8 protein-coding genes and 1 tRNA gene are annotated in these 13,515 nt (G+C 44.3%); 3 read left to right on the forward strand and 6 right to left on the reverse strand.

Features of this window, described 5'->3' with window-relative positions; genetic code table 11:
- Window positions 1-42 precede the first annotated feature (42 nt).
- Window positions 43-3,888 (forward strand): cobaltochelatase subunit CobN, encoded by a 3,846-nt coding sequence (cobN, locus tag U2718_RS29045; RefSeq protein WP_342000850.1) that lies wholly within the window; start codon window positions 43-45, stop codon window positions 3,886-3,888.
- 10 nt (window positions 3,889-3,898) lie between these two features.
- The gene (locus tag U2718_RS29050; RefSeq protein WP_342000852.1) at window positions 3,899-5,113 is read left to right on the forward strand and encodes a peptidoglycan-binding domain-containing protein; all 1,215 of its coding nucleotides are present in this window, start codon (window positions 3,899-3,901) and stop codon (window positions 5,111-5,113) included.
- Between the two features lie 128 nt (window positions 5,114-5,241).
- Here the strand turns inward: U2718_RS29050 and U2718_RS29055 are convergent, their stop codons facing one another.
- From U2718_RS29055 to lipA, 5 genes are all read right to left on the reverse strand, one after another.
- On the reverse strand, window positions 5,242-5,697 hold the full coding sequence (locus U2718_RS29055) for a Fur family transcriptional regulator (RefSeq protein WP_016877311.1): 456 nt from the start codon (window positions 5,695-5,697) through the stop codon (window positions 5,242-5,244).
- A 344-nt stretch (window positions 5,698-6,041) separates the two neighbouring features.
- Window positions 6,042-7,292 carry an RNA polymerase sigma factor SigC gene (sigC, locus tag U2718_RS29060; protein WP_342000855.1) on the reverse strand — a complete coding sequence of 417 codons (1,251 nt, stop codon included), beginning with the start codon at window positions 7,290-7,292 and terminating at the stop codon, window positions 6,042-6,044.
- 559 nt (window positions 7,293-7,851) lie between these two features.
- Window positions 7,852-8,778 (reverse strand): NAD(P)H-dependent glycerol-3-phosphate dehydrogenase, encoded by a 927-nt coding sequence (locus U2718_RS29065; protein WP_342000857.1) that lies wholly within the window; start codon window positions 8,776-8,778, stop codon window positions 7,852-7,854.
- A 3-nt stretch (window positions 8,779-8,781) separates the two neighbouring features.
- Window positions 8,782-8,961, reverse strand: coding sequence for a hypothetical protein (locus U2718_RS29070; RefSeq protein WP_411813385.1), 180 nt, complete (start codon window positions 8,959-8,961; stop codon window positions 8,782-8,784).
- A 90-nt stretch (window positions 8,962-9,051) separates the two neighbouring features.
- Window positions 9,052-9,939 carry a lipoyl synthase gene (gene lipA, locus U2718_RS29075; protein WP_342000861.1) on the reverse strand — a complete coding sequence of 296 codons (888 nt, stop codon included), beginning with the start codon at window positions 9,937-9,939 and terminating at the stop codon, window positions 9,052-9,054.
- A gap of 171 nt (window positions 9,940-10,110) precedes the next feature.
- On the opposite strand from lipA, the gene U2718_RS29080 reads away from it, so the two are divergent.
- Window positions 10,111-10,184: transfer RNA gene (locus tag U2718_RS29080), tRNA-Pro, on the forward strand.
- 28 nt (window positions 10,185-10,212) lie between these two features.
- Here U2718_RS29080 and U2718_RS29085 read toward each other — a convergent pair.
- Entirely contained in the window at window positions 10,213-13,476 is a 3,264-nt protein-coding gene (locus U2718_RS29085; RefSeq protein ID WP_342000863.1) for a type I restriction endonuclease subunit R, read from the reverse strand.
- Window positions 13,477-13,515: the final 39 nt, after the last annotated feature.

Here is a 13,515-nt window from a genome sequence, read left to right on the forward strand (position 1 = left end):
CAATGTGTTCTAATCTACAGTTTAAGACGGTAATACAGCATTATGCATCGTATTAGTGCCATATCGGGAGGATGGAGTCCTCAATCGGAAGGCGTTAAATATTTAGAACAAACTCCTGCTCCCATTGTATTTCTTACGGCTGCTGATACCGATATTCAAACTTTGGCAGCGGCAGTTCCTAAGTTGCCTACTAATTTCCCTGCATTAAGAGTTGCAAACCTATTGAGCTTGCAGCATCAAATAGATATAGATACCTATGCCGAGCAAGTTTTGGAGCTTGCCCAAGTAATTATTTTGCGCCTATTAGGAGGACGTTCCTACTGGGCTTATGGTTTAGAAGTGGTACGAGAAATTGTCCTACGTCATGGTACAACCCTAATTGTAATACCAGGGGATGATGCTTTAGATCCCGATTTAGTATCTCACTCTACTCTGCCTTTGACTACTGTTAACAAAATATGGCGCTATTTCATTGAAGGTGGCGTAGAAAATATTGTTAACGCTCTCAAATTTATTGCCGATACTTGCCAATTTAGTTCATTTAATCCACCACCTCCACAGACAGTTCCTCGTGTCGGGTTATATGAATGGCAGGGAAAAGACACAAAGACAGAACAATTCTCCGTGTTCTCTTCTTCCAGTTCCCCCTGCCCTCAAATTGGCATCCTCTTCTACCGTGCCCATTATCTCGCGGCAAATACTAAAGTTATTGATGCTTTGTGTGCAGCGTTGGCAAAGCGAAATTTAGAACCAGTGCCAGTTTTTGTTTCTTCTTTGCGAGAAGCCGATGTTCAAGATGAGTTAAGCGAGTTTTTTCAACCCAAAGACTCTGAACAAATAGCTCTGCTGCTGAATACAACCAGTTTTTCGCTGGCACGCCTAGAAACAGAAACACCCCAAATTGCCCTATGGCAAAAATTGGATGTACCTATATTACAGGCGATTCTCAGCAGTGGTTCGGTACAGCAGTGGCAGTCTCAATTCCAAGGGCTTTCACCCCGCGATATTGCCATGAATGTGGCATTGCCAGAAGTCGATGGACGTATTATTAGCCGAGCTATATCTTTTAAGGCAGTACAAAATCGCCACCCTCAGCTAGAAACAGATGTGGTTGTTTATGAACCTGTGCGCGATCGCATTGAATTTGTCGCTGAACTGGCAGCTAACTGGGTGCGCCTGCGCTCCAAACCTCCCCAGCAACGGCGCGTTGCTTTGATTTTGGCAAATTACCCCACCCGTGATGGACGCTTGGCTAATGGTGTAGGACTTGATACACCAGCAAGTTGTGTAGAAATCCTTAAGTCTTTGCAGTTGGCAGGGTATCAGGTGGAAAATATACCTGAAACGAGTGATGAATTAATACACTATCTCACTACGGGCGTGACAAACGATCCAGAAGGTAAGGAATTACGTCAAGTGCGACAAAGTTTTTCTTGGCAAGAGTATCAGAAGTATTTTGCTTCTTTACCAGAAGTTGTACGGGAAGGAATTGGCAATAGGTGGGGAAGTGTTTTTGAAACGAACCACAAAGACACAAAGGACGCAAAGGAAGAAACAAAGAAAGAAAATAGTTCTAATCTCTCCCACTCTTTCCCAATCTCTGGTATTCAACTCGGTAATATCTTTGTGGGAATTCAGCCGGCGCGTGGCTATGATGTCGATCCCAGTTTGAATTATCATGCACCGGATTTGGAACCAACTCACGCTTATTTAGCTTTTTATTATTGGGTGAGGGAATGTTTTGGCGCGGATGCGGTGGTTCATGTGGGCAAGCATGGAAATTTGGAATGGTTACCAGGCAAAAGTGTGGCGTTATCTGGTGATTGTTATCCAGAAGTTGCTTTGGGAGCGCTTCCCCATTTATACCCGTTTATTGTCAATGATCCTGGTGAGGGTTCGCAAGCTAAACGTCGCGCTCAAGCTGTAATTGTGGATCACCTGACGCCACCACTAACGCGAGCAGAATTATATGGTGGTTTACAACAGTTGGAAAATTTAATTGATGAGTATTATGAAGCAGAAAGTTTAAATCCAGAACGTTTGCCCGCAATTTGCGATCGCATCCGTGAACTGATTGTTCAGGAAAATCTTCATCTCGATTTAAAATTGGCTAATAGTAAAGAGCAATTAGCCATTAACAAAATTGATGGTTATCTTTGCGAGTTAAAAGAGGCTCAAATCCGCGATGGTTTGCACATTTTTGGGCAATGTCCAACGGGAAGACAACTGCGGGATTTAATTGTGGCGATCGCTCGTCATCCCAACCGCCATCAAATCGGATTTACCCGTGCCATATCTCAAGATTTAGGCTTAGATTTTGATCCCCTCACAGCAGATTTCAGCACAGAACTTTCAGCAATTAGCCAGCAAATTTTATTTGCAAAATATCAACGCACCTGTCGCACCGTCGGCGACGCAGTTGAAGTTTTAGAAGCACGCGCTGCTGAACTCGTAGAAAATCTATTATCTCCCCTGCACCCCTGCACCCCTGCACCCCTGCACCCCTACTCCTCTTCCGCCCTCGATTGGATACGCTTGCACCTAATTCCTTCGCTGCAACAAACTCACCAAGAAATTACCCACCTATTGCACGGACTTGATAGTAAGTATGTTCCTAGCGCTCCCGCTGGTGCACCGACGCGGGGACGTCCGGAAGTTTTACCAACAGGTAATAATTTTTATTCAGTAGATATTCGTGCTATTCCAACAGAAACAGCTTGGGATGTGGGCAGAAAAGCCGCAGAAACTCTAATAGAGGTTTATACTCAAACAAATGGAGAGTATCCAAAAATACTTGCTTTGTCAGTGTGGGGAACTGCTACAATGCGGACTGGAGGTGATGACATTGCCGAAGCACTGGCTTTAATGGGTGTACAGCCTGTTTGGGATGGTGCCGCACGACGAGTAGTAGATTTTGAAATTTTGCCACTTTCTTTATTAGGACGTCCCCGCGTAGACGTTACTTTGCGAATTTCTGGTTTTTTCCGGGATGCTTTTCCAAATTTAATTGATTTATTTAATCAAGCAGTGGCAGCAGTAGCAGCATTAGATGAACCACCAGAACAAAACCCCTTAGCAGCGCAAATTCAACAAGAAACAGAATTTTGGGTAACACAGGGTTTGAGTCAACAAGAAGCCCAAGCGCGATCGCACTACCGGATCTTTGGTTCTAAACCAGGTGCTTACGGTGCCGGGCTACAAGGCTTAATTGAATCGCAAAATTGGACAGATGAGGAGGATTTAGCACGTGCTTACATTAACTGGAGTTGCTATGCTTACACCTCAAAAAGAGGAGGAGAAGGAATATCATCTCCAGAAGCGTTTGAGAGGCGATTGCAGCAAATGCAAATAGTACTGCACAATCAAGATAATCGTGAACACGATTTACTCGATTCGGATGATTATTACCAATTTCAAGGCGGTTTAACCGCAGCAATACGTTCTGTACAAAAGAAAAATCCTCAAACTTATTTTGGCGATCATTCTGTTCCTGCCAAACCGCGAGTTCGTCAATTAAAAGAAGAAATTGCCAGGGTATATCGTTCTCGTGTCGTCAATCCTAAATGGATAGCTGGAGTGATGCGCCACGGTTACAAAGGTGCATTTGAAATGGCGGCAACAGTAGATTATTTATTTGCCTACGATGCTACAGCTCAATGTGTAGAAGACTATATGTATGAAGGAATAGCCCAAGCTTACTTGTTTGATCCTACTGTCAGTGAATTCATCCAGAGTAAAAATCCCTACGCTCTGCGTGATATTGCTGAAAGACTACTGGAAGCATTCAAACGCGGTTTCTGGCAGGATGTCAGTATACAAACCTTAGAAAATTTGAGAAACTTAATTCATCAAGCTGAAGCAGTTATCGAACAAAAATCCGTGGTGTAGGAAACATCATATGGACAATCTTGCATATTTGTACGTAGCTTCTGCCTACGAAGAACCCTTACAAAATGAATTGATTAATTTCAATTCTTTGTTAAAGAACGCACCAGCGCCTGACTGGAGACGTCTTTCTGGTAAGGCTTGGAAGTATATGCTACCCTTGCTCGTTACCCTGTCTACTCTCAGTGCTGTCACCAGTGTTTTAGCATTAGAAAGAGGAGATCAAGGCCCTTCTGTCCGTTCTTTGCAACAACGACTAAAAAATGCAGGCTTTTATCAAGCTCCGATTACACAAGTCTATGACTTTGATACCGAAGCTGCTGTCCGTAGTTTCCAGAAGGCAGTTGGTTTGCAAGTAAATGGTATCGCTGGATCAACAACTTTACAAAAATTAGAGAACTGGCAGAAAAATACAGTTAAAGCCCAAAGCAAAAAGACTAGTACTGCAAGTACTCAAATTAAAAAAGTCAATAATGCCAGTACCCCAAGTAAAAAAACCAGCACTGTAAAAACCCAAAGCCCAGTAGCTAGAACTGTAAACAACCAAACTCAAAGAGTCAATACTCTAAATACTTCTACTAACAACAAGCGCCGTAGTCCCAATTTATTACAGAAAGGTGATGAAGGCGAACAAGTTAGGATTTTACAAGAACGTTTGCGAGTAGCAGGCTTTTATTTCGGTCAATCTACTGGTATATTTGGGCCAATTACAGAAGAAGCGGTAAAAAGATTCCAAGTAGCTTACAAATTGGATGTTGATGGTGTTGCAGGGCCAAATACTCTGCGCAAATTGCCACCATTGGGTGTCGGTGGTACACAAGAAGTTGCCAAACCAGTTAAACAAAGAGATAACCTTAGCCAAGGCGATCGCGGTGAGCCAGTTAGAGTTCTTCAAGAACAGTTAATCCAAGCTGGTTATTTGCAGGGAGAGCCTAATGGCTACTATGGGCCTTATACTGCAGATGCAGTCAGACGTTTTCAAGCCGATAACTTCCTAGCAGTAAGTGGTATTGCCGGGCCGACTACTAGAGCCAAATTACACAATACAGTCAAAACTGCTGCTAAGAGCGAGTTTGAAGTTCTGGAAATCCAAAGACGACTGCGCGATCGCGGCTTTTATAAAGGTGCTCTCAATGGCGTAATGGGAGATGAAACCAAGCGAGCCATTAAACTAGCTCAAGAGTTTTATGGTGTCAGCTTAGGTGATGTTAGAAGCGGACGCTTCTAACACCTACACTCTCTGTTGGTAACAATGCTTAACAGCTTACCTTCCTCCATTCGCCATTAGTTTTAAACTGCTCAAAAACTTGCCTATAAATCTATATCAGCACTTGCCCCAGTAATTTTACTTAAGTGTTATACAGGCATCAAAGACCGTTGGCACTTTGGACAGATTGCATGAATTGATAGTTGGCAATCAAGCAGGTGATAACCCTCTTTTTGAGCAGTTTTCGCACCAATTTTTAAAATGGAGTCGTTTTTGAACTCGATGGTAGTGTTGCACCTGATGCAAATCAGGTGATGGTGATGATGGGGATAAGGCTGGTTTAATTCATAATGTTTATGACCTTCTCCCAACTCCAATTCCCGCAAAATTCCCATCCGTGCCATCAACTTCAAAGTCCGATAAATAGTTGAAAGGCTGATCCCTTCTCCTTTAGTTTCTAGCCGATGATACAAATCCTCTGCACTGAGATGTTCTCCTTGCGGAAGATCCTGAAAAATGTGTAGAATTGTTTCTCGCTGGGGAGTTAAACGCCAGCCTCGTTCGTTTAGTTCTGCCTTAAGTGAAGTAGCGCTGTAGACTGTCATACAAATTTTTCTCAACAAACCCTGTCAGCTGAGAATATAGCAAAACTTTAGACCAATTTGCAACAAAGAATGCTTATTGCAAACATTTACCAAATATGATCGGAAAAGCTATTGAAGCTCGATTAACAATAGATTAAGATGCGATCCCCGTACTCAAAATATCTTGAGAGATAAGAACTTTTAGTTTCTATTGATTTAGATGCAAATCATTTGCTGTAGAGCGATGAGAAACTTTGGGAACGGGGATTGGACAAATCTATCAATAATAATTTGTCCATAGTCAACAGTAGATAAATGAGAGTTTGTTCACTGTTGACTATTGACAACTGAGCATTGACCATGTGTCAACTTAGGGATTCCAAATAGTCACGAATCAGGTTGCGGCGCTTGGGTTGGCGCAACTTCTGTAGTGCTTTTGATTCAATTTGGCGAACTCTTTCCCTGGATAAGTCAAGAGCACGTCCAATTTCGGCTAGCGAGTAAGGATGTCCATCTGCCAAGCCAAACCGCATCAAAATTACATCTCGTTCGCGACTGGTTAAATCTGCCAAAAGGTGCTGCAAATCTTTTTGTAAAGATTCTCGCATTAACATATCCTCTGGCGTCACACCATCAGTTTCGAGCAATTCACCTAATTCTGTGTCCTTGTCCTTACCAACTTTGGTTTCTAAAGAAACAGAGCGGGGAACTCTTAACAAAACTTCTCGCACCTGAGCAGGTGTCATTTCTAATTCTTGTGCCAAGTCCTCTAGAGTTGGAGTGCGACCTTTTTCTTGAGCAATTTTACGTTGAGCTTTTTTAATTTTGTTTAACTTTTCTGTAATGTGAACCGGCAGACGAATTGTGCGGCTAGAAGTAGCGATCGCCCGCGTGATACCCTGACGAATCCACCAATAAGCATAAGTGCTGAAGCGATATCCCTTAGTTGGATCGAATTTTTCAACAGCTCGCTCCAAGCCCAATGTGCCTTCTTGGACTAAATCTAATAATTCCAAACCGCGATTTTGATACTTCTTAGCAACTGATACCACAAGGCGGAGATTGGCTTTAATCATATGTTCTTTAGACTGGAGTCCGTCACTTTGAATTTTCTCCAGTTCCTCCACAGTCAACTTAGCCACTTCAGCCCAGCGTCGTTTTCCCTGTCCTAAAGTTTGCTTGAGTTCAAACACGTCCACACCAGCAGCACGAGCCCACCGTTCTATAGAAGGACGATGTCCCAGTTCCGATGCCAAACGCTCCTGAATTTCAATGATCCGCAAATATGGTGCAACTATTTCATCTCCTTGCTTGGCGGCATTAGATAAAACTATCCGCAACCGCAAGTAGCGCTGGACTTTTTGAGCTTCTGAAACTTCTTCATCCCGTCCTAACAGTCTAACCCGACCAATTTCCTGAAGATATAGACGTACCAAGTCTGTGCTGCGACGGTTAATGCTAGGAGCGAAACTAGCCGGATCGGTAGAAACCATCTCCAACTCTTCCAGATCGTCTAGCGGCAGTTCACTGTCATCAATTGTGATATCTGGGTCAAACATCTGGGGTGACTGTTGGGTTTCGTAGGCGGCGTCTGCGTAAAAAGATGTTGCTGGCATAAGGATCGTCTCAATGGCTCCAGGTAACAATAGATTGCGGTTAGCTAATCAACTGTTGCTATTGTTCCCGTGATTTACGAAGAACTAACATCGTTTTGAGTGACCTTTAGGTTTTTTTTCAAAAAACCAAATAGGTATTATTTATTACATCCATTAAAAGTGTCTGCTATAGCTTTCTTCGAGTTAAAGCAAAGCGATTCAAAGCCCTAGCTAGACTTAAAATTATTAATTTTTTAGTTATTGTTTGAACCTCGATTTTTCATGTTTGTTAATTTTTAAACCTCGTATAAATACATATCAGTAAGACACTTGTTTTTCACAAGCATAGTCATATCTACATAGTTCTGTGAGTAATTTCCTGAAGGTTTGAACAATTTTTCGTCAGGGTTTCTTGGGAATTGATAGTAGTTAGTAGTTCTTAGGTAGAGACGCGATTAATTGTGTCTCTACATTAGGGAAAAATAACCAAAAACTAACTACTGTAAGGAGGTGTAACTAATATCTGAGTGAAATAACCAAGATATTTATGTCAATCCACCTTGCAACTACCAACAATTTACTAGTGATATTCCGGCTTGATGTCTCGCAGCATAAGCTCTTCAAGCGCTTGTCGGGGAGTAACTTCACCCTGAAGTAAACGATAAACCTCCTCGGTAATTGGCGCAGAAATGTTTTGCTGCTTGGATCGCTGCATTAGTACTTTAGTCGTATTGATGCCTTCAGCTGTTCCTTGTAAGTGAGCAAGAATTTCTGTCAAAGTTTTGCCACAGGCTAGTTGGTAGCCAACTTGATAATTGCGACTCAAAGGACTGTTACAGGTGGCAAGCAAATCGCCTAAACCAGATAAACCGTAAAATGTTTCCTGCTTTCCACCCCAATGGATACCGATACGAACCATCTCTGTTAAACCACGGGTAACTAAAGCAGCTTTAGCATTAGTTCCCAAATGCAAACCATCACACACACCAGCAGCGATCGCAATCACATTCTTGAGTGTTCCCCCTAGTTCCACTCCCAAGGTATCCGTATTGGTATAAACCCGGAAACGATTAGAGGAAAATACTAGCTGCACATCCTCAGCAGCACTGATAACGCTACTGGCAACTACCGTTGCAGCTGGTAATTCCTGTTGAATTTCGGCAGATAAATTCGGCCCGGAAAGCACCACTATTGGATGATGGGGAAAAGCTTTTTGCCAAATTTGCGAAGGCGTGCAGGTGGTTTGAGGATCTAAACCTTTCGTTGCCGTCACAAAAACTATTTTTGGGGAAAGGGATAAAGACTTTAGTTGAGAGACAACATCTGTTACACCCTTCATCGAAACAGATGAAAGGATTATATCAGCACCCTCTAATACCTCCGCCAAAGTTTGCGAACCTCGACGCGACCAAACACGAACTCTGTGACCATTCGTTGATGCCAAAGTTGCCAAAGCACTTCCCCAAGCACCTGCACCCAGAATTGCTACTGATTTGGAATTAGTCATTGGTCATTGGTTAGTGGTTAGTGGTGAGCCAGCACTGCGGGAGGGTTTCCCTCCGCAGGTGACTGGCGAACCCGGAGGGTTATTAGGGGAGGCAGCGCGCCCTTGCGGAGCCAGTGCGCCCTTGGGGGTTCCCCCCGTTGTAGCACCTGGCGTCGGGTTAAGCGCGTCGAGTGCGACTGCCATGCGGGTTTTGTTAATTATCTTGCCGTTTAAACTGATAATTTATCTGCATAAACCCGCCCTTACAGTAGTTAGTTGTTCTCTCCCCATCTGTCACTCTCTCCCTCCTCTTTTACGTGGATAATGTTCCATCAATTCTCTGACTTGCTCTGCATGATATGAGCTTCTGGTCAAGGGAGAAGAAACAACTTGTAAAAATCCTAATTCTTCGCCAAATACTTTCCAGGCAGCAAATTGATCTGGGTGGATAAATCCATCTACTTTCAAATGCTTTTGACTAGGTTGGAGGTATTGCCCAATCGTTAAAATATCACAATCCACTGCTCGCAAATCTCTCATGACTTGGCGAATTTCTGCATCGCTTTCGCCCAGTCCCACCATAATCCCGGATTTTGTATAAATCCACGGTGCCAGTTGACGGGAGCGCTCCAGTAATTCCAGCGTGCGATCGTAATTACCTTGGGGGCGCACGCGGCGATACAAGCGCGGAACCGTCTCTGTGTTATGGTTGAGAACTTCTGGCTGTGCTTGCAAAATTAACTCCAACGCTTCCCAATTACCGCACAGATCGGGAATTAAAACTTCGATGGTAGTGTTGGGTGAAATAGCGCGAATCCCTTCAATACAACCAACAAACTGGGATGCACCTCCATCCGGCAAATCATCGCGGTTTACAGAAGTGATGACCACATGATTCAGCTTCATGCGGCGCACTGCTTCCGCCAGTCGTGCAGGTTCCGTCGGGTCTAGGGGTTTGGGTTTTTTCTCAAAATCTATATCGCAGTAAGGACAAGCACGCGTACAAGCCGGCCCCATAATCAAAAATGTCGCCGTACCAGCATTGAAGCACTCACCAATATTCGGACAGGACGCTTCCTCACAAACCGTATTTAGGGCTAAATCCCGCAAAATCTCCTTAACATTACCCACACGCTCCCATTGAGGCGCTTTTACCCGCAACCAGTCTGGCTTTACAGTCACAATTTGCCTTCACCACTTAAAGTTAGTTATCAAAGTTAATGTTAGCAAGTTCCAACCAAAGCGGAGCTGAAGTATGAAATAACCTTCTGTTCCCTATCCCCTGTCCCCTATCCCCTATTTGTAATTTCCCCAAACTTATGATACTCTCTATTTATGTTGGCATCACTGTGCCGGGATGTAGCGCAGCTTGGTAGCGCACTTCGTTCGGGACGAAGGGGCCGCTGGTTCGAATCCAGTCATCCCGATTTTAAAATTATCTAGTCTCATATTTATTTAAGATATCCAGTCTCTACACAATAATTCCGCTTGTTGCAAAACGGTTACAGTTGCTTTTTCCTGCTTATCAGGAGGATAGCCGTATTTCTTCAATAGCCTTTTGACTGTTACCCGTAGCTTTGCACGTACCCCTTCTTTCGTTGTCCAGTCAATGGTTACATTATTCCTAATGGCTTGCACCAAGTCACGGGCGATCGCTTTGAGGGTTACATCTCCTAACTCTAGTACTGCGCTGTCATTCACTTCCAAAGCATCGTAAAATGCTAGCTCATCTTCTGTTAGCCCCAAATCTTCTCCACGGCTTTGGGCTTGGCGAATTTCCTTAGCAAGTTCTATTAGTTCAGCAATCACCTGGGCAGCTTCAATCGAGCGGTTTTGATAGCGGATAATGGTTTTTTCCAGCATCTCACTAAAAGTGCGAGACTGAACCAGGTTTTTACGCGAGCGCGTTTTAATCTCGTCATTCAGCAGTTTCCGCAAAACCTCCAACGTCAAGTTTTTCTGAGGTAAGCCGCGTACTTCTTCGAGAAATTCATCAGAAAGGATGGAAATATCGGGGTTCTTCAAGCCCGCCGCCGCAAAAATATCGATCACTTCTTCCGAGGCAATGGCTTTGGAAACAATCTGACGAACTGCGGTATCCAAATCCTCAACGCTGCGGTTATCTCTGGTGGTGTGCTTGCTGAGTGCTACCTTGATCGCCTGGAAAAACCCCACCTCATCTCGAATGGCGATCGCTTCATCCATGCTGCTAACCAAGGCAAAAGCTTTGCCCAGTTCGCTCACCGCCTTGATGTAACGATTTTTGCCATCTTCCAAACCAAGAACGAAATCTATCGCGGCAGGAATAACAGCAAGACGTTCGCTGGGGCTACCCGTGAAAAAAGGAAAATAATCGAAGCCGTGATACATAGCGCGGACAACTTCGTATTTCTCCTGAAGCAAAGCAAGGGCAGTTTCGGTGGGGATGCCCGTTTGCCCGCGATCGCTTTCAGTATAATCCTTGAGGGCTTCCTTGAGTTGATCGGCTATGCCCAGATAATCAACAATCAGCCCACCTGGTTTGTCTTTGAACACCCGATTGACACGGGCGATCGCCTGCATCAGCCCATGTCCTCGCATTGGTTTATCAACATACAGCGTATGCAAACAAGGGGCATCAAAACCCGTCAGCCACATATCCCGCACAATAACCAATTTCATCGCATCGCTAGGTTGTTTGAAGCGTTTTGCCAACTCGTAACGGCGTTGTTTGTTGCGAATGTGGGGTTGCATGGTTTGATCGTCGGCAGCCGAACCCGTCATCACCACCTTGATAAGCCCCTTGTCATCGTCATCATGATGCCAGTCAGGACGCAATTTAGCGATCGCATTATAAATTTCGACGCAAATACGGCGACTCATACAGACAATCATCGCTTTCCCATCCAGCGCCTTCTGGCGATTTTCAAAATGATTGACGATATCTTGAGCGATGAGATTTATTCGTTTTTCTGCCCCTACTAAAGCTTCCAGCCTTGCCCACTTGCTTTTTAGCCTCTCCTTGGTAGTAAGTTCTTCTTCTTCAGTAATATCCTCAAAATCTTTGTCAATCAGGGGACGTTGGGATTCTTCCAGTTCAATTTTTGCCAGCCGTCCTTCATAGTAGATTTTGACAGTAGCTTCGTCTTCTACTGCCCTCTGGATGTCATAAATGTCAATGTAATCGCCAAAAACCGCAGGCGTATTTTTATCAGTAGCCTCTATGGGTGTTCCTGTAAACCCAATAAAGGAAGCATTGGGCAGGGCATCGCGCAGGTACTTGGCAAAACCATAGGAAATATACGCCTCTTTGTCCTCTGATTTTCCCACCTGATAGGAATTGCCAGAGTTTTCCGCTGCCACTGATGAAGACTGGCGACGCTTCCCAATTGAGTAAACTTGATCGGTTTTTGCTTCAGGGGCAGATTTCACTACCACCCGCGCATTTAACCCGTACTGGCTGCGGTGTGCCTCGTCTGCAATAAAAACGATGTTACGGCGATCGCTTAGTTGAGGATACTCCTCTCCTGGTTCGGGTGAAAATTTCTGAATGGTTGTAAACACAATCCCGCCAGAAGCGACTTTTAGCAAGTCTCGAAGATGTTTGCGATCGTCAGCTTGTACGGGAGTTTGACGCAGTAAATCGCTGCAATTCGAGAAGGTGTTGAAGAGTTGATCGTCCAAATCGTTGCGATCGGTGAGAACAACTAGCGTCGGGTTGGAAAGGGCGGGATGTTGGATAATTTTTCCCGCATAAAAAGCCATTGTCAGGCTTTTACCGCTACCTTGCGTATGCCAAACTACCCCTATTTTCCTGTCTCCTGTGGCATCGGTGGCTTTCACCGTCGCTTCAATCGCCTTATTGACAGCATGGTACTGATGATAGCCAGCCATCTTTTTAATGATGGTGTCGCCGTCGGTTTCAAAGACAATGAAGTATCTCAGAATGTCAAGGATGCGCTGTTTGGGAAAAATTCCTTTGATCAGCGTTTCCAGAGCAGGTTTAACCGATTGATTAGTTGATTCGACAGATAAATTATCAATCAAACCTGCCCCTACCTTCGGTGCGATTTTCTGCCCATCAACCGTGCGCCAAGGCATGAAGCGTTCCCAGTCAGCAGTTAGTGTTCCTACTCTGGCTTCTGTACCGTCGGAAGCAACTAGAATTTCGTTATGGGAAAACAGGCAGGAAATCTCTTTTTTATAGGTTTGAAGCTGGTTGAATGCACCTTTGATGGTGGCGTTTTCTTCGATGGGATTTTTCAGTTCGATCACAGCGATCGGCAAACCGTTGATAAAAACTACAATATCGGGACGGCGATTATTTTTGTTCTCGATGACAGTGAACTGATTCACCGCCAGCCAGTCGTTATTATTAGGGTTGTTGAAGTCTATCAGCCAGACTTTATCGTATTTGGTATAGCCTTCAACTTGATATTCAACATCTACGCCATCAGTGAGAAATTTGTGAAAGCGACGGTTGTTTTCATAGAGGCTGGGGGTTTCCGTGTGGGTGACTTTGCGGATGGCATCCTGAATAGCCTCGGCAGGAATATCTGGGTTAATGGTGGCAAGGGCATTTTGCAAGCGATCGCACAGAACAACATCATCGTAGGGGCGAGTTTGCAAACCCACCCCTACATCTGGGGCAAATTTCGAGCCATTAAGGATGTTATACCCTAGCGCGTCGAACCATTCGAGGGTTGCTTGTTCGACGATTAATTCCGAGAAATGGGACATGGGCGAGAAGCGGGCAAGTTTGTATTGTTATAGTTCCCA

It is taken from the genome of Chlorogloeopsis sp. ULAP02 (assembly GCF_038404745.2).
In the GTDB taxonomy this organism is placed as follows: domain Bacteria; phylum Cyanobacteriota; class Cyanobacteriia; order Cyanobacteriales; family Nostocaceae; genus Chlorogloeopsis.